Origin of the sequence: Caproiciproducens sp. CPB-2 (assembly GCF_036287215.1) — a bacterium.
Classification (GTDB): Bacteria; Bacillota; Clostridia; order Oscillospirales; family Acutalibacteraceae; genus Caproiciproducens.
In genome coordinates, this window is record NZ_CP142860.1 from 424163 (window position 1) to 441656 (window position 17494).

16 protein-coding genes are annotated in these 17494 nt (G+C 56.0%); 4 read left to right on the forward strand and 12 right to left on the reverse strand.

All coding sequences use genetic code 11. From position 1 onward, the window contains the following. Positions 1-53: 53 nt before the first annotated feature. From VXK30_RS02080 to VXK30_RS02135, 12 genes are all read right to left on the reverse strand, one after another. On the reverse strand, positions 54-1418 hold the full coding sequence (locus tag VXK30_RS02080; protein ID WP_275717350.1) for a DEAD/DEAH box helicase: 1365 nt from the start codon (positions 1416-1418) through the stop codon (positions 54-56). Further along, complete coding sequence (locus tag VXK30_RS02085) at positions 1399-1680, reverse strand: VRR-NUC domain-containing protein (RefSeq protein ID WP_275717348.1); 282 nt, start codon at positions 1678-1680, stop codon at positions 1399-1401. The genes VXK30_RS02080 and VXK30_RS02085 overlap by 20 nt, the downstream gene beginning before the upstream one ends. 125 nt (positions 1681-1805) lie before the next feature. Next, complete coding sequence (locus VXK30_RS02090; protein ID WP_275717346.1) at positions 1806-4079, reverse strand: phage/plasmid primase, P4 family; 2274 nt, start codon at positions 4077-4079, stop codon at positions 1806-1808. Further along, entirely contained in the window at positions 4079-4402 is a 324-nt protein-coding gene (locus tag VXK30_RS02095; protein WP_275717344.1) for a hypothetical protein, read from the reverse strand. The genes VXK30_RS02090 and VXK30_RS02095 overlap by 1 nt, the downstream gene beginning before the upstream one ends. Beyond that, the gene (locus tag VXK30_RS02100) at positions 4386-4823 is read right to left on the reverse strand and encodes a DUF7768 domain-containing protein (RefSeq protein ID WP_275717342.1); all 438 of its coding nucleotides are present in this window, start codon (positions 4821-4823) and stop codon (positions 4386-4388) included. Before VXK30_RS02100 ends, VXK30_RS02095 begins: the two co-directional genes overlap by 17 nt. Positions 4824-4906: 83 nt before the next feature. After that, positions 4907-6847 carry a DNA polymerase gene (locus tag VXK30_RS02105; RefSeq protein WP_275717340.1) on the reverse strand — a complete coding sequence of 647 codons (1941 nt, stop codon included), beginning with the start codon at positions 6845-6847 and terminating at the stop codon, positions 4907-4909. Positions 6848-6904: 57 nt separating this feature from the next. After that, positions 6905-7066, reverse strand: coding sequence for a hypothetical protein (locus tag VXK30_RS02110; RefSeq protein ID WP_164919108.1), 162 nt, complete (start codon positions 7064-7066; stop codon positions 6905-6907). Between the two features lie 13 nt (positions 7067-7079). Further along, on the reverse strand, positions 7080-7646 hold the full coding sequence (locus tag VXK30_RS02115; protein WP_275717337.1) for a DUF2815 family protein: 567 nt from the start codon (positions 7644-7646) through the stop codon (positions 7080-7082). Then, on the reverse strand, positions 7639-8781 hold the full coding sequence (locus VXK30_RS02120; RefSeq protein WP_275717335.1) for a DUF2800 domain-containing protein: 1143 nt from the start codon (positions 8779-8781) through the stop codon (positions 7639-7641). The genes VXK30_RS02115 and VXK30_RS02120 overlap by 8 nt, the downstream gene beginning before the upstream one ends. After that, entirely contained in the window at positions 8778-9080 is a 303-nt protein-coding gene (locus tag VXK30_RS02125) for a DNA ligase (RefSeq protein WP_275717465.1), read from the reverse strand. Before VXK30_RS02125 ends, VXK30_RS02120 begins: the two co-directional genes overlap by 4 nt. Positions 9081-9368: 288 nt before the next feature. Beyond that, positions 9369-9893, reverse strand: a complete 525-nt coding sequence (locus tag VXK30_RS02130) for an RNA polymerase sigma factor (protein WP_275717333.1) — start codon at positions 9891-9893, stop codon at positions 9369-9371. Positions 9894-10323: 430 nt separating this feature from the next. Next, complete coding sequence (locus tag VXK30_RS02135; protein ID WP_275717331.1) at positions 10324-12216, reverse strand: helix-turn-helix domain-containing protein; 1893 nt, start codon at positions 12214-12216, stop codon at positions 10324-10326. A gap of 228 nt (positions 12217-12444) precedes the next feature. Between VXK30_RS02135 and VXK30_RS02140 the strand changes: the two genes are divergently transcribed. Genes VXK30_RS02140 through VXK30_RS02155 form a run of 4 tightly spaced genes read left to right on the forward strand, consistent with a single transcriptional unit; the run spans position 12445 to position 17451 of the window. Then, entirely contained in the window at positions 12445-12654 is a 210-nt protein-coding gene (locus VXK30_RS02140) for a helix-turn-helix domain-containing protein (protein WP_275717329.1), read from the forward strand. A gap of 53 nt (positions 12655-12707) precedes the next feature. Continuing rightward, a complete protein-coding gene (locus tag VXK30_RS02145) occupies positions 12708-15944 on the forward strand; it encodes a helicase-related protein (RefSeq protein WP_275717327.1) in 3237 nt (1078 codons plus the stop codon). Beyond that, the gene (locus VXK30_RS02150; protein ID WP_275717325.1) at positions 15944-16555 is read left to right on the forward strand and encodes a DUF4391 domain-containing protein; all 612 of its coding nucleotides are present in this window, start codon (positions 15944-15946) and stop codon (positions 16553-16555) included. Before VXK30_RS02145 ends, VXK30_RS02150 begins: the two co-directional genes overlap by 1 nt. Then, entirely contained in the window at positions 16555-17451 is an 897-nt protein-coding gene (locus VXK30_RS02155; RefSeq protein ID WP_275717323.1) for a hypothetical protein, read from the forward strand. Before VXK30_RS02150 ends, VXK30_RS02155 begins: the two co-directional genes overlap by 1 nt. The last annotated feature ends 43 nt before the right edge of the window (positions 17452-17494 follow it).

Genomic DNA, 17494 nt, shown 5'->3' on the forward strand with positions numbered 1-17494 from the left:
TGAATCCCTCGGATTGGCACAAATTGTCTCAGGGACGAAGTCCCATATTGTCATCAGATTTTCAGATCGGCTTTGACCGCCTCAATCAGGGCGGACTGCGTGCGGTCCTTGGCGGAAAGCGCCCTGCGTATGCGGCCGTCGATGGTGCCCTTGGTGACGATGTGCTGCACCACAACGGTGTCCGCCGTCTGCCCCTGCCGCCAGAGCCGGGCGTTGGTCTGCTGGTAAAGCTCCAGACTCCACGTCAGCCCAAACCAGATGATGGTGGAGCCGCCTGACTGCAGGTTCAGCCCATGCCCGGCGGACGCGGGGTGCACCAGCGCCACGGGAAGCTCGCCGGCGTTCCATCTGCGGATGCTCTCCGGGGTGTCGAGAGGCGAAAACGGGATGTGAAGCTTTCGCAGGCGCTCGGAGATCCCGGCAAAGTCGTGTTTAAACCAGTAGGCCACCAGCACCGGTTTGCCGTTCGCCGCCTCGATTAAATCCTCCAGCGCGTCCAGCTTGCGGCCGTGGATGTGAATCGTGCCGCCGGCGTCGTCATAGACCGCGCCGTTCGCCATCTGCGAGAGCTTGTTTGACAGCGCCGCGGCGGTGGCGGCGGTGATCTCACCGTCCGGGAGCCGCAGCACCAGATCTTTTTTCAGATCGTTGTACCGCGCCCATTCTTCCTCGGAAAGCCGCACCTCGTATTCGCTGCTGATAAGCTTCGGCATCCGCAGATGGTCGGCGGACTTCATGCTGATGGTGATGTCCGCGATTCTGCGGTAGATTGCTTCCTCCGCGCCGGGCAGCGGCTTGTAGGTGAACACCACCTGCCCGCTGCGCTTGTCAGGAAGAAAATAGTCCGTTCGGTACTGCCCGATGAAGCGGCCGAGGCGCTGTCCCATATCCAACAGCCGGTATTCGGCCCACAAATCCATCAGTCCGTTCGCCGACGGAGTGCCGGTCAGGCCGATGATGCGGCGGACGCGCGGGCGGATCTTCATCAGCGCGCGGAAGCGTTTTGTCCGGTGGCTTTTGAAGGACGACAGCTCGTCGACCACCACGGTGTCGAAGTCAAGGGGGACGCCGCTCTCCTCAATGAGCCACTGCACATTTTCCCGGTTGATGATGCAGATGTCCGCCCGCCGCAAAAGCGCCGCCCTGCGCTCGGCCTCGGTGCCCACCGCCACGGAGCAGGTCAAAAGCGACAGGTGATCCCATTTCTGAATCTCGGCGGGCCATGTGTCGCGTGCCACGCGGAGAGGCGCGACTACCAGAATACGGTGAGCCTCGAAGCTGTCAAACAGCAGGTTATTCAGGGCGGTCAGCGTGATGCTCGTTTTGCCGAGGCCCATATCCAGCAGGACCGCCGCGACGGGGTGATCCTCGATGTAACGGACGGCATAGGTCTGGTAGCTATGGGGTTCGTATTTCATCCAGAATTCCTCCAATCTGCTCTGGCCGGTCCAGCACGAAAACCCGAAAGCCCAGCCGCCGCAGCGTCCGGTGCCTGGCTTCCTGCAGGGGGCGCGGCGCCCTGCCCGGAGCCTTGACCTCCACAAAGGCCATGCGTCCGCCCGGCAGCAGCACAAGGCGGTCGGGCATGCCGCTCATGCCGGGGGATACGAACTTCAAGGCCAGACCGCCCGCCTGCCTTGCCGTCAGGGTGAATTTTTGCTCGATTTCCTTTTCTCTCACGGCCGTTTCCCCCTTTCAAGTGACCTCGGCGCATGTCATTTACCGAACTTTTTCTTATGAGATTTTTTATGTGCCTAAGAAAAGTTTTGGAATAGACCTTCGTCGAGGTCACTTAATTATCTTGTTTACTGCAAAAAGCGCTCGAAATCTCCGTCGTCCGTTTTGAGACGGAGCCCGGTAAAAAAGCGCCGGCCGTCCCGGACAATCCGCTCAAAGCCGGCCTTTTCCAGTGCGAAATAAAAATCCGCGGTGCTGCGGACATATTCGTTTGTGTCGATGCTGTAATTGCGGTACGCCTGATACAAAGCGCCGGAGCTTTCGCGGAAACCGTCGGCAAGCTCGCACCGGTCCTCCAGAAAATGACCGAACCAGTCGTTCTGCGCCCGGTACTCGTCAATGGCTTTTTGCACGCATGCCGGCACGGGGAGCTTGTAATCCAGCGCGATCACCTTTCGGGCACCCTCGATGATCCACGCCAGAATGCTCTCGCCGGCATTGTTGTAGAGATATTCGCCGTAGTTCTTGATGTCGTTTTTTCCTTCTATCTTTGCGCCAAACGGAATCACAATCAGCCTGCGCCAGATTCCGTCGTCGGAGGCGCTGACCTTCGGCAGGTGGTTGGTGTAGAGAACCAGCGTATGGCAGGGCGTGAAGCTGAACGGGTCCTTGTACTTTTTCTCGGCGAACACATCGTCGGTGGAGCAGAGCTGCTTGACGGTGGAATCGTTGAGCCGGGCGCCCTCCTGCATTTCGGCGGCGATGAGCAGGCGCTTGCCCTTGACCTCGGCCAGCTCCGGCTTGATGTTGCGGCGGCAGCCCACCGTCAGCGTGTCGGCGGAGATGTTGCCGCTGTACAGGCCCAGCACGCGGGAAACCGCGTTCCAGAAGGTGGACTTGCCGTTGCGCCCGCAGCCGTAGGCGATGATGAGCGCCTCCACATAGACCTTGCCGACGGCGGCAAGGCCGCAGATCATCTGCACATAGTCGATGAGTTCGCGGTCTTTGCAGAAGATAAGGTCGAGGCTGTCCTGCCAGAGCTGCCCGCCCTTCCCGCCGGGCGAAACGGCGGTGATTTTGGTGATAAAGTCCGAAGGCGCGTGCTCCCGCGCGCCGTCGAGACCTTTGCGCAGATCGTAGGTGGCTTCGGGCGTGCAGAGAAGAAAGCAGTCCGCGTCCAGATCCCGCGGGGAAATCTCCAGCATCGGGCGCGCCTCTTTGAGCGCCGCGGTAATATTCTTGGAATCGCGGCGGCGGATCGCATAGGACTGGTAGGCTTTCGCCGCGAGATATTCGTCGTAGGCCTCGGACTGCGCGTCGTTGAACAGCGCTTCCGCCTTGGCTTTGGAGGTCGTGTCGAGAATGCCCTGCGCCCCGCATCCGGTCAGCTTTTTGGCGGCGGCCAGCAGATTCCGTGTCGCCTCCTCCAGCTGGCGGCGGGTCAGCTCATGGGCCACCGCCTGCGCGCCCGGCTCGGTTTCCTTCCAGTAGTGCTCCGTGTACCGGATAAAGTGTGTCGCCGGCGAGTAGCGCAGCTCACCGGAAAAGTGCTTTGCCAGCACCTCGGCCTGCCCGACGTCGGAAAAATCACCGGGCTTGTAGGAGACATCGCTGTTATACACCTCGGGCGGCACATAACTGTCCTGACGCTGAATTTTGGCGTAAAACCGCTGGGCGCTGTGCCAGATGGTCGAAAGCTCGGCGTCCGGAAGCGGCGGCGCACATTTTGCGGCTTCCTCCAGAAAGCATTGATACGCCTCATCGCCGTCGCCGTATTTCTTGATAACCCTGCCGGCAAATCTGGACAGGGTGGCGTTGCGGCTGCCCTCCGGAATAACCGGGCCGGTTCCGCTGCCGCCGGGCAGATCCGCGTCAAAGTCGTCGTCCTCCAGAAATTCGGTCAGATTCATCCTGCCGGGGAAGAGTTCCACCTCGGCGCGGGATGTGCCGAAGAAGAAGCGCGCCGCGTCCAGCGCCCTGGTGTCAAAATACGGAAAGACGGCGCTTACCAGCTTCTTCATGTCGCTGTAAGCGGCCGCGTCGGTGATGCGCGCAATCGGGAAAAGAATATGAAACTTCGGCCGGGCGGGCTTCCCGTTTTTCTCGCGCATGTGGCAGCGGCTGTAATGGACCGCAAAGCCGACGTGCGGAAACGCGGCGGCGACATCGGCCGGGCGAACCCAATCGGCCGGGTTTTCGGAGTGGTCGTTGTCGCAGTCCACGGGCAGGCAGTCCGCGCCGAGGAAATTGTCGCCGCTTCGGTAGCTGTTTTTGTACTCGGCGCAGACGTAGTCGCGGCAGACCGCCGCCCGCAGGCTTTCCTCGTCCGCTACTTCGGTTTTGTGGGGATAGGAGCAGTTGCCGGGGTTGCCGACAATGTCGGCGCTGTACAGTGTAAACATCAGTCGCGCACCTCCTTCGCGCCGTCCTCCAATACCCTGGTGATGAACTTCAGTGCCGTGATGATGGTTTCCAGCTCACAGTCGCCGCCGAGCGTGACTTCGAAGCCCTCGTCTCCGCAGCGGCCCAGCGGGCGCACCCGAATATCCGTGCCGCCCTCGTCCGAAATGCGGAAATAGGTGCGGCTGCCGTGCCCGGTGTCTCCGCCCTGATAGCCGTTGGTGCCGGCCTCAGCCTCGAGAACGTTGGCGCTGACAATTTCGCGCGTATAAGTAGAAATCTCTGTGCCGCCGATGCGGCGCGTGCCTTCAGTGACTGCAAACATCCTGTACCTCCTCCAAATCTTCCGTGAAGCAGCGCAGGCGGTAATTCTTCCGCCTGGCGCGTTTGATTTCCGCCTGCATGCCGGCTGTGATATTGCCGCCGAACACCCACACCTCGGAGCATTTGCTCATCAGGGCGTTTCCGAAGAACAATCCAAGCTCCCGCTCCCGCGGGTCGGCGTCGTTCAAAAACTGCGGGAACAGCAGGTGAGGCGCGATGGGGATAAACCCCTTGTCCACAGCGAAACGGCAGTAATTCCGCGCGGCCCGGACGTTTCTTTCAATGTCTCCCGCATAGGGGGAGCAGATATAGACGATGGGCCGAAAAGCCCGGAGCGCGCGCTCCTCCTGCTCAATCAGTGACAGAGCTTCGCAGGCGGTGGGATCCGGGTAGCCTTCGCTGTTGCGTTTGCCGATGCTCATGGCAGACCTCCTTCCCGGACGGGATGCTGCCGCCCGTCTCTATTACCCACTGGAGGCGGCGGCCCGCTTTTGACGAACACGCTTCAGTCTTTTTTATAAAAATCACATTCATATCCGTCGGCGCGGAGCAGCAGACCCTTTGCCCAGGGCGGCGTTCTGCCCATCTGCTCGCAGACGGCCTGCAGAGACATGCCCGGTTCGGCTTCGATGACCACTTCATCGTGAATGTGCATGACGATGGCGTAGTTTCGGAGCGTCCGCATGGCATAGCAGAGAATGTCGCGCGCGGTGGCCTGCACAATGTTTTCCACAAATTTAGGGCCGTAGGAATCGAGGCGCTCCCATTTCTTCGTGCCGCCGACGCCTTCGTAGGTGACGCACTGTCCGCCGAACCGGTTTTGACCGATGCGCGGCTTTACATAGGCAAGCCGCCGGCCGGAAGGCAGCGTGACAAAAAGCATTCCGCTCCGGCAGGAGAACACAATGCCGTGGGTGCTGTTGGCATGTTTATTGCGGACGGCCTCAATCGCCGCACGATCCACATCCCACCAGAGCTTTACGATATTCGGATTGGACTGCCGCCACGCGTCGACCAGCAAAGGAAGCTCGTCTTCGGCAAGGCCCATTTCGAGAGCGCCCATGGCTTTGAGCGCGCCGACCGAGCCGCCGTACCCGAGCGCCAGCTCTGCGATTTTTCCTTTTTGCCGCAGATGCCCGTTGACGCCGTGCTTTTCGACCGGCACCTTAAACATCTGAGAGGCGGAGGCGCAGTAGATGTCGCCGCCCTTTGCAAAAACCGCCTGCCGCCACTGCTCGCCGGCAAGCCACGCGATCACGCGGGCTTCGATGGCGCTGAAGTCCGCGACGATGAATTTTGCACCCGCACGCGGCACGAATGCCGTGCGGATCAGCTGGGAGAGCGTATCCGGGACATCTTCATAGAGCATTTCGACGCCGTCATAATCTCCGCGGCGCACCAGCGCGCGTGCCTGCTCCAGATCGGGAAGATGATTCTGCGGCAGGTTTTGCATTTGAATGAGCCGGCCGGCCCAGCGCCCGGTTCGGCTGGCGCCGTAAAACTGGAACATGCCGCGGGCGCGTCCGTCGGCGCAGACGGCGGTCTCCATCGCCTGATATTTCCGCACCGAGGATTTGGCAAGCTGCTGCCGGAGGGAGAGCGCGTCGCCGAGGGGTTCCGGTGCGGTTTTTATCAGCGCCGCGACGACCTTTTTGCCGAGGGTGTCCGTTTCCAGACCGTTTTCCGCAAGCCACCGCTTCATCTGCTGAACCGAATTCGGATTGTCCAGCTCCGTCAGCTCCTTCATGGCCGCGGTAAGCTGCCGGCGGGAGCGTGCGTCCATCGCGATGGCCTGTCTGACCAGCGCCAGATCCAGCGCGGCGCCCCGGTCGTTGATTTCCTGATCCAGATGATACTCCTCCCAGACGCTTTCGGGCACCGGGAACTTGGAAAGCCGCTCCTGAACGGACATCTCCGTTTCCACATCGCGGGCGTTGTACCGCTTGAAGGCGGCCCACTTGTCCGGCGCATGCACGGGACGGTTGCGGGTGCGGCCGGCATTGGTTTTTGTCGGTGCGCAGGGGCGGCAGAAATATTTGATGAGTTCCTTACCCTCGGTAAGTTTCTGCTTTCCCAGCCCCAGCACCGTGCCAACACCCTCCAGCGACAGCGGCAGGCCCATGGCCGCCGCCCAAACCATGGAACAGCGCCACTGGGCGGGGTCGAGATAGGCGCCGGCGGGCAGCCCGAGGAACCGGGAGAGGCAGACGCGCTCGAAATTTGCGTTGAATGCCCATTTGACAACGGCCTCGTCGGTAAGAGCCGCGGCAATTTCAGGCGGGAGTTTCTCCCCGCAGGCGAGGTCGACAACCCGAACCGGGCCGCCGTCCGCACTGCAGCCGAACAGGAGAATCTCAAAGTCGGGGGATTCCGCGTATTTGTAAACGCCGCATTTGGAAAGCGGCGCGCTGCTGTAGGTTTCAATATCAATCGAAAGAGTTTTCATGGAATTGTCCTTTCATGGAGAAAGGGCGGCAGAGAACGAGTCCCCGCCGCCCTGTGCTTACTCCGTTTTTGTGGAAGTTCCCTCGGCTTTCTTGCGTTTGCGGCGCTTTTCCTTGAATTCTCTCACGGCGCAGATGATAATCCCCACAAGATTTCCGATTAAGTAGCCGACGGTGGCGCCGAAGCACACGGAAAGCATCATGCTTTGAATATCAGACATGTCCGCCTCCTCCTTAATTCAGAAAATCTTCATCGTCGTCGGACGCGAAGTCGTTTTCGGCGCTGGTCTTGCCGCCGAGAGGTTCGCCGTTACGTATTTTCTGTAGATTGTTCAAACCACAGGCTATACCCTTATTACCATTTGCAGAGAAAGCATACAGGTTGATGCTGGCGCGGCCGTACACACCGGAGTACACCTCGGAGCGGGTGAGCACCGGATTCAGGTCGGCGTCCACGATGCCGGGAGCCGTCGTGGAGTTGGCGTTGATGAAGTAGGCGTTGGCATAGGCGGGGTCGTCGGGGCGTTCCGCGTCGCCGTCGCGAAGCGGGTTCTTGATGGCGGCCAGCGGCGGTACGGTCTTGCCGTTTCCTCTGAGCTTGGACTCGCCCTCGCGGTAGGCCGCTTCGATGGCCGCCTTAAGCTTGGCGACGGTTCTGGTGTCGGACTTGGGGATGATCAGGCTGACGCTGTATTTCGGCGTGCCGCCGTTAATGGACTTGGGCTCCCAGACGTTGGCGTAGCTCCAGCGGGTATCGGGGCCGGTGATCACTTTCATGGGATTGCTGACTTTGTTAGACATAGGATTGTCCTCCTTCATTTTCGTTAAAATCGGCTTCCGCCGTTGACATGGCCGGGCGTTTGTCGCTCTCCGGCACGAGCGTGGGTTTGCCCTGGGGCTTTTCGATGTAAGGGCTCAAAAGTTCGCCAAAGCGGGATTTTCCGAGCAGCTTCTGCATGGCGGTGACGCCGAGCACCCTGCGCTCATAGGGGTCGAAGCCCGCGCGCTCGACCACATCGGCGACCACTGCATCGTTGATATACCTCCGATTGGAGCGGCCTTCGACCAGTTTCCAGCCGGCCCACTTCCTGCCGCTGACGGCCTGCCGCAGGGCGTATTCCCTGATGTCCGACGCCCACGAAACGAGCTCGTCCGCTTTGGAAAGAATGTCCTCGATGTCCTCGTCCGTGAGGAGAGGCGGCAGCTTGAACTCGTACCGCGCCAGCGCAAGATTGGCCTCGGCCCGGGCGCGGCAGTCGGCCTTTGCTTTACAAAAGCCGCACCATTCTCCGCAGAGAAAATTGCCGTCGCCGGCAAAGGCAAGCTCGGCGGTGGGCTTCAGGACTTCGTCGGCCCATTGGTACAGGGCGTCTTTGGAGATTTCCCAGGTGCTGACGTTGTCCCGGCGCGGCTGGTAAATGGTCATGCCGACCGTTTCGATGTCGTAGATGCCGTCGAAAAGCTCCAGCGCGCCGAGCGCGTAGCACTGCATCTGCGGATTTTCCTCAGCGCTGACCAGAACGCCGAGGCCGTGCTTATAGTCGATGACCCGCAGGGTGCCATCCGCGATAATAATGCAGTCGGCCGTTCCGAAGCCGCCTTCCACCCAGCGGGAGAAATCGACACGCTGTTCAATGAGCACCACCGGATCGGCGCAGTTCTGTTTGGCGGCTTCCGCCTGTTCGAGCACATAAGCGGCGTAGCCGGCGGCGCAGTCGTTCATTTCCTCGTTGTACCAGGTCAGGTTGTCGGTCGGGTTCTCGGCGGGAAGCCCCAGCGCCCTGCGGAGCTTGTATTCGCACAGCGCGTGGGCGTCGGTGCCTTCGGCGGCGTAGTCGCTGCCTTTGTCCGCATAACTTTCACAAAGCCGGGCAGACGGCGGGCAGTGGAGCCAGCGGTCGGCGCTGGATGCGGAGAGAAGTGCGTGCGCCCTCATGTCAGGGCCTCCGCTTCCTTGAGAAGCCCGGGATATTCCGCAGGACTTACCTCCGACAACTTTGCGGCGCCGTGCTTCAAAAGCAGTGAGCGAATCTCGGCGGTGTGGCCCGCACGGGATTTGTCCGCGAGCACGGCTCTTACTTCCTCCAGCGTCAGTGCCGGTTCTGCCGGGGGCGCTTTTTCGGCCGGCTCTTTTGCGCCGAACGCCTCGGCCAGCCAGTTCGCTGCGTCGTTAATAGCGGCAGCGGCATTGTGTAGCTCTTCGATAGTTGCAGCCAGTTCGCCCATTTTGCTCATCTGCTTTTCCTCCTTCCGCGGATTGACTCTGATCGGCAAGTATCGTGAGTTTCCTTGCCATGCGTTTGGACACGGCGCTGATTGCGGTCAGGACTTCAATGAGTTCTCTGTCCGCAGCGCGGGCTCGGATGTCGGTTTCGTACACCTTTGTTCACCTCCCCGGAAGGAGCGGTTGTCATTTTTGCTCTTTCCACTACCCACTGGAGGTGGGAAGGGCGTTTTGACGAAGCAGGGAAAAACAATTTAAAAAATCTCCGACCGCTTTTGAGGGCGGCCGGAGATACAGGGCTAAAACAGGTCAGGGTATTCGCACTGCAGAAGCTCCTTTGCCTTTTTGAGGCGGGAGAGAAATGTGGTGCGCGGGATGCCGATTTTATTGGCAATCTCTGTGTCGGACAGCCCCGCCATGCGCAGGTTGCCGATGCGGCGGGCCTCCGGCATAATTTCAGCGAGACGCTGAAAGAGCATGTCCAGCATGATTTGGTCAGTCACGACGTCTTCGATGCCGGCGGCTGAATCGGCAAGCTTGTCCAGCATGGAGAGCTCATCGCCGTCGCTGTTTTGATAGGTACGGTCAATGGAAAGGGTGTCGCCCGGGGCGTGGAACTCGCAGTCGAGGCAGTCGCCGTCGCACATCCAGTGCTTGCTTTTGGGGCACATGCACTGATGATGTACTTGTGCGCGTTTTCTGGTGGCCCAGATGCCACGGTAGTAGGCATAGTACTGCGCTTTGGTGACTTCGGTCCACTGCTTTTCACGGGGCAGGTAGATTTTGAAGACGCGGAGTTGACTTTGGTTTGCTTGGTTTATCATTGTTTGTCCTTTCCGCCTGATGAGCGGTGGGCGGAGGACAAAACAGAGCCTGTGCACTGTCGGCACACAGACCCTTTGCCTGAAAAAGGTGCAACAAGGAAAGGGTACCGACATTGCCATTCACCGCCGTAAGCGGTGAACAGGACAATATTTGTATCCTCGGCCCTTATTGCAAATCAGGCTTTGAATTTATTTGACCGGGAGCCTAAGACGGCTCGTCCGTTTTGCCGCGGGAGTGATCCCGTTTGGCATGATTCCATTTTACCGGGGCACGCAGCATTGAACACGGACATGGAATGTCCGTTCAGATACCCTGCAGGTACAAAAAAAGCCCGTGCGAAACAAGATGTTCGCACGGACAGGCACGCCGGTTATTGAAAACAGACATAAAAATACCCGGACACAAAATGTCCGGGCTGGTTGATAATTTTTATTTTTCTTTTGTCAGCGGAGCAAGATTTACCCCTCGTAGGATGTCATTGCATTCGAATATCGTTTTTGTATAGCAGGCTTCCAGCAAAAAGTGATAGGTCATAAATTTGGGACCACTGCCCAACGAATAGGCCGAGCGGCTGATCAACTCTTGGCTGATGACAGGAGGAAGCTGCAGGGCGATGCAGATTGCCACGATGGTTTCTATAGTGGTTTCATATTCCTCGTTGTTCCGCATTCGGCTTATGGTCTTTGGATCCAGAGAACAAGCTTCGGCAAGCGCTTCGACTGTTTTGCCGCGCCATTTCATAAGAGCTGTCAGCGCACCTGAAAAACTGCCCGGCAGATTTTTCAAAACATCCGAAAGTTCTTTTGCGTAAGCCTGAAGCATTTTTGCGCGGCCGTCTACCGTGTCATTTTCCGGCGAAGTGTTATAATGGGCTTCGAAGACGATATCAGACGTGGAGTCCCGGTACAGGACACACTCGGTAAAATACTGCTTTCCGTAGCTGTTGGAGGATTTCTGGATGGTTAGGTCAAAGACAAGGCAGCACTCGTCGGCGTGGTGTCTGGCGTAGTCGGTAAGGTCTGCCGTGCCGTCCTCATCGTATTCTATGTATTTGGGATGGTTGATGCAGAAGTGGGAATCGGCAAAAATATAGCGGCCGCTTTGTAACTTTTCGCGCAGGGCTGGATTCATCGTGCTTTCGACAATGGCATCACGCTCGCCGATGGAAAAGGTCTGGTTGCGTTTCAAAGCGCCCCGCTTGAAAGCGTGTGGTTTCACATAGTGCCCGTCAATGTAAGTGAAAGCTCCAAGAGCCTCTTCATAACCGAGGTCTGCCATCCTGATTTTGGCGGCCAGACGCGAAACGCAGAAAAACGTCGCCATCTCGTCGATAACCGGCTGAATAATATCGACGAGCTCGTCCGTCCTGAGAATATTCTTATATTTGCGGATCAGCTCAGCCGCTTTGATTTTGGCCTGCCTGTACGGCATCTGGATCCGCGGGGCGAGGGCGTTTGCCTGCCACTCCATCCAGTCGGTGGCCGTCCCGGTTTTGCCGTCCTTGATTCCGCCGACCACCTGGCATTTTATCTGAGCCGCATTCTCGTTGTAAAGCCGCTCCAGTTCGAAGGCTTTCCGGTGTTTATCCCAATGGACGCACTCGTGCACGATGGTATTGTTGACCGAGCCGACATTCCGCAGGAAGAAGGACTCGGGATCGACGAAGATCGTACCTTTGTTCACATGAATCCTTTTAAACGACGAGTCGGATTTATCGTAATACTCGGCGTCGCAGTCCGCAAAAAAGATCTGACCGAAGGTGGAGCAGTCCGCGGAAGCGCTTTTCATCTGGATGGAAAGGCCCATGCGCTCCGCCAATATGCCGGGATCCACAAACATAGGCCGGGACAGGGCTTCTTTATAATTCCTTTCCAGGAAATCCCGGGCGACATTTTCGAGCTGGTCGCTTCTGATAAGGGGAACCAGAGAATCGGACATCGGATTGCAGTATTTTCTGCGGCTGTCGTATGGCTCGATGGAAGAGATTGAAAAATCATCGAGGCTGTCCGCCAGATCGCCGAAGCAGGAAATTTTGAACCACTGCGTTTTGTCGTCGTATCGGTCGGTGTGCCTGTCCGTTTCGGATATTTCGAACTCCGCTTCCAGAATAACGTCGAAGGCAATCTTCATGTCAGGCAGATTTTCCACATAAACGCATTTGACGTTGATATCTGACAGCTCCGCACGGTCGATCGTATGCACCAGTCTGGAGGAGACATCGAGGCTCTGACAGTTCTGTTCCAACCAATTGGACACAGAACCGTACAGCTCGTTATAGAAACGGTCCGCAACGTACTCTTTAAACGAACGATCCTGCGCCATGCCCGATCCCTCCGTATTCTTTTATGATTGATGCATATGATGTTCCCTTCTGAAATGACTTTGCACGCTCGGAAAATATACCCAATGAAATTATATCATAGACTGTGTGACAAGTTCAAGATTTCTCGTCAAAAAATCATGTGTACGTGAAGAAAAAGGTTGAATTTTGGCATATAATCATGGTATACTGTTATGCGAAACGACTTTATGCTTTCAGGAGTGATGAGAGTGGCCATTAGCTATAAGAAACTATGGAAACTTCTAATTGACAAAGATATGAAGAAAAAAGATCTGCAAAGAGCCTCTGGCATTAGTTCCGCTTCTATAACAAAACTTGGCAAGAACGAAAATGTTAACACGGAGATATTAGAGAAAATTTGTTTGGCGCTGGAATGCGATATTAGCGATATTATGGAGATGGTTCCGGATGATAAGTAAACCATGCAATTATGATTTACCGCGCGCATGCGAATACGGGGGGGCTAAACAATATGCAAATGCCAGAAATGCTCGACAATGTGAGCAAAACCGTCAAGGACGATTTGGCGGTCACCATACAAAAAGGTGACAGGCTGTCCGTCGCGGCGGCGTGTTTTTCCATATACGCATACCAAGCTCTCAAGAAGCAGCTTGACGGCATTGCTGAGTTGCGCTTTATTTTCACCTCGCCGACCTTCCTTCAGGAGAAAGCCCCGAAAGAAAAACGCGAGTTCTACATTCCCCGCCTCGGCCGCGAACGCGCGCTCTACGGCACGGAATTTGAGGTAAAACTTCGTAATGAGCTGACCCAGAAAGCAATCGCCCGCGAGTGCGCCGACTGGATTCGCAAAAAGGTGCGGTTCCGTTCCAACCTGACGGGCGGTAATATCAGCGGGTTTATGAATGTTGTCGGCGCGGAAGGCGCCGCAACTTATATGCCGCTTCACGGCTTCACGACTTCCGACATCGGCTGTGAGCGGGGCAACAATATCATCAACCCGGTCAACAAGCTGTTCGCTCCGCTCTCCGCGGACTACATACGGATGTTCGACCAGATATGGAATGACAGGAACCTGATGCAGGACGTGACCGGGCAGGTTATCGACGGCATCACGGCGGCCTACAACGAAAACGCCCCGGAGTTTATCTACTTCGTGGCGATTTATAACATATTTAACGAGTTCTTAGAGGACGTTTCGGAAGACGTGCTTCCCAATGAAGCCACAGGCTTCAAGGAAAGCAAAATATGGAACATGCTGTACACCTTTCAGAAAGACGCCGCCCTCGCCATCATCAACAAGCTCGAAACGTTCAACGGATGTATCCTTGCGGACAGCGTCGGCCTCGGTAAGACTTTCACCGCCCTTGCGGTCATGAAGTATTACGAGAACCGCAATCGCTCCGTGCTTGTCCTCTGCCCCAAGAAGCTGGCGGATAACTGGAATACCTTTAAAGACAACTATGTGAATAACCCCATAGCCTCCGACCGCTTACGCTATGACGTGCTGTTTCACACCGACCTTTCGAGAGAACACGGGAAGTCCAACGGGCTTGATTTGGACAGGCTCAACTGGGGCAACTACGACCTTGTGGTCATCGACGAAAGCCACAACTTCAGAAACGGCGGAGAGGTCTACGGAGAAGACCGCCGCGAGAACCGTTACCTTCGTTTGATGAACCGCGTGATTCGCGCGGGCGTGAAGACGAAGGTATTGATGCTTTCGGCGACCCCGGTCAACAATCGCTTTATTGATCTGCGGAATCAGCTTGAACTCGCCTACGAGGGCAACCCGACTCTTATCAATGAAAGATTGGGTACAAAGCGGCCGATAGACGAGATTTTTCGGAACGCCCAGAAATCGTTCAACCAGTGGAATAAGCAGGAGGACGGCGAGCGGACGACGGACTCGCTGCTGAAGTCCCTTGACTTTGACTTCTTTGAGGTGCTCGACAGCGTGACGATAGCCCGCTCCCGCAAGCATATTGAAAAATACTATAATATGAGTGAAATTGGCTCATTTCCGGAACGGCTGAAACCCATCTCTCTGCGCCCGCGCATGACCGATTTGGAGAGCGCCATAAACTATGCGGACATCTACGACCAACTGATGAATCTGAATCTCGCGGTTTACATACCGACCGATTTCATCTTCCCAAGCCAGCTGGCCAAGTATGTGGATACGTCGCGGAACATCAACCGCGCCGGGCGTGAGATGGGCATACGTCGCTTGATGAGCATCAACCTTTTGAAACGGCTCGAAAGCTCCGTGGAGTCCTTCCGGCTCACGGTCGGCCGGGTCAAGAAGCTGATTGACGATACCATTGCTGACATCGATGCATATGCTGTCGGCGGCGGCTCGGTGATCGATGGACGCGAGCTGGCGGGAGACGACGCGGATTTTGACGACGACGACCGCAACACGGACTATTTCGTCGCTGAACACAGCATCAAGATTGACCTTGCGGATATGGACTATAAAACTTGGCGGGACAGGCTCTCGGAAGACGCCGAGACGCTCGGACTGCTGAAAATGCTCATAGACGACATCACGCCGGAACACGACACCAAACTTCAAACCCTTCTTGGTTTGATTGGGGAAAAGCTGAAAAACCCGATCAATCCGGGCAACCGCAAAATTCTCATCTTCTCCGCGTTTTCAGATACGGCGGAGTACCTCTACGACCACGTGAGCGCATTCGTGAAATCGCGTTTCGGACTCGATTCCGCGATGGTCACAGGCAGCGTGGACGGCAAGACGACGATCAAGGGCCAGCGGACTTCGATGAACGAAGTGCTGACCTTGTTCTCGCCGATTTCAAAGGATAAGAACTTGTTAATGCCGGGCAATCGGAACGACATCTCCGTCCTAATTGCCACGGACTGCATTTCGGAGGGGCAGAACCTGCAGGACTGCGACTACTGCGTCAACTACGACATCCACTGGAATCCCGTCCGCATCATTCAGCGGTTCGGGCGTATCGACCGTATCGGCAGCAGGAACGCCGTCATTCAGCTTGTGAACTTCTGGCCGGACGTGGATTTGGACGAGTACCTCTCCCTCAAAGGGCGGGTCGAAACGAGGATGCGGATCTCTGTCATGACCGCCACAGGCGACGACGACCTGATCAACGCCGAGGAAAAGGGCGACCTCGAATACCGGAAGGCACAGCTGAAACGGCTTCAGGAGGAAGTCGTGGACATTGAGGATATGCAGTCGGGCATTTCCATTATGGATTTGGGGCTGAACGAGTTCCGTCTCGACCTGCTTGAATATGTAAAGAGCCACGGAGATATGGACACCGTCCCGTTCGGGCTTCACGCCGTCGTTCCCGCTTCTGAGGGTTGCACGCCGGGCGTGGTGTTTATCCTCAAGAACCGTAATAACAGCGTAAACATCGACAGGCAGAACCGTCTCCACCCGTTTTATATGGTATATATCGGTTCGGACGGCTCGGTGGTATGCGATCATCTCTCGCCCAAGGAGCTGCTCGACAAAACCCGCTCCCTGTGCAAGGGCAGGGACGCGCCGGTTATGGATGTGTGCCGGGAGTTTAACATCGAAACAAAGGACGGCAAGGACATGCGGTCGGTATCCGCCCTTTTGACGGACGCGATTCACTCTATTGTTGAAGTGAAAGCGGAAAGCGACATTGACAGCCTGTTCAGTCCGGGCGGTACAACCGCTCTCGATACCCGCATAGATGGGCTGGAAGACTTCGAGTTAATTTGCTTTTTGGTGGTGAGATAATGTTAGGATTGCCCCGTTCCACCGAGGTGAACCGCCGTGTGGCGAAAGAGAAACTATATGCCAACGCCCCTCTCGCCCCTTCGGCGCGGGATGCGATAAAAGACCAGATAGAATCGGTCGTCTGGCGCAACAAGCTGGCCGACGGCACGGTGGGCGTCGCCGCCGGAGAAACCGTAAAAGAAATTCAGGTGTTCGAGATTGCTCTAAGGCAGCGCGGACTTGACAAAGGCGTCCTGCCCGCCGTCGCCAGGGCGATCCCGTACAAAATCCTGTTTGTTCTTACATATGGCGGCGAGGCGCAGGCGTGGATGGAAGCCGCCGGCACGTTTTACAACACGGACTGGTTTTCGCCTGATGGGTTCACGCTGAAGTTCGAGGGGCTGAATCTGGACGCCGTGTACGAGAGTTTGGTGCGGCAGATAGCGGGCGGCCGGCTCGGAGCGGCTGGTGCTATCGCCGAGGCGGTCGAGCGTGACAGGCAGCGCCAAAAGCTTGAACGCGAGATTGCCGCACTGGAAAAGAAAGTCCTTCGCGAGAAACAGTTTAACCGCCAAGTCGAACTGAACGGCGAATTGAAGCGGTTAAGGGCGGAATTGGAGGAAGCGGAGTAATGATACTAAACAGAAAGACTCTTGAAAAACTCAGAGATATCATAAATGGTGATGGAACGGCAGATTATCGTAAAGGCCATCAACTTGTCAAATTTTTTAACGATTTAGGCTTCAACGATGTATATGCGCAAGGGTTTCCGTCAAGATGGGTATATACAGACGAGAAATTACAAAAGATTAATGGAACTCCAGAATTGGATAAGTGTATTCGCAATACTTTTGCTGTTGTCAATTACATCGGCCGGGTATCCGAACTTGATGCGCTCATCACAGATTTCAACCAGTATATGGCTTTTGATAAATGGCAAGTAGTTCGTGACAATGACACAATTACTTTTAAGAGACTCGACAAGGTAGTCGTCGACAGCGGTAAAAGTGACTCTGCCGAGATAAAAGAAGACGAGTTCTTAAAGATGACATTCAACGTCAATGTCGATTTGATTGGCTTAGATCCGAATGTAAGTGAAATCATAAAGCTGAGGCTTAAGGAGGTCGAAGCGTGTATTGGAAATGAAGCATCGTTGGCTTCGATCTTATTGATTGGAAGCATTATGGAGGGGATGTTGCTGGGCACTGCTTTAATGTATCCTCAACAATTCAATCAGGCACCTTCCGCTCCAAAAGATAAGGATACGGGCAAAGTAAGAAAGTTCCCGGACTGGACGCTTAATAACTTCATAGATGTCGCTTCTGAGGTGGGCCTTCTGAAACAGGACGTTAAGAAGTTTAGCCACGTTGTCCGTGATTTCAGAAATTACATTCATCCGTATGAGCAGATGAGTTCACGGTTTTTCCCAGACAAACAAACGGCGCTAATTTGTTTTCAAGTATTAAAAGCAGCCATAAGTCAAATCGGAACATTTCGAAAGAGCCAACAAGGAGGGCAAATTCAATGAATAATCCTGATAAAATAAAATTTGAAACTTCTGGTTTTATCGC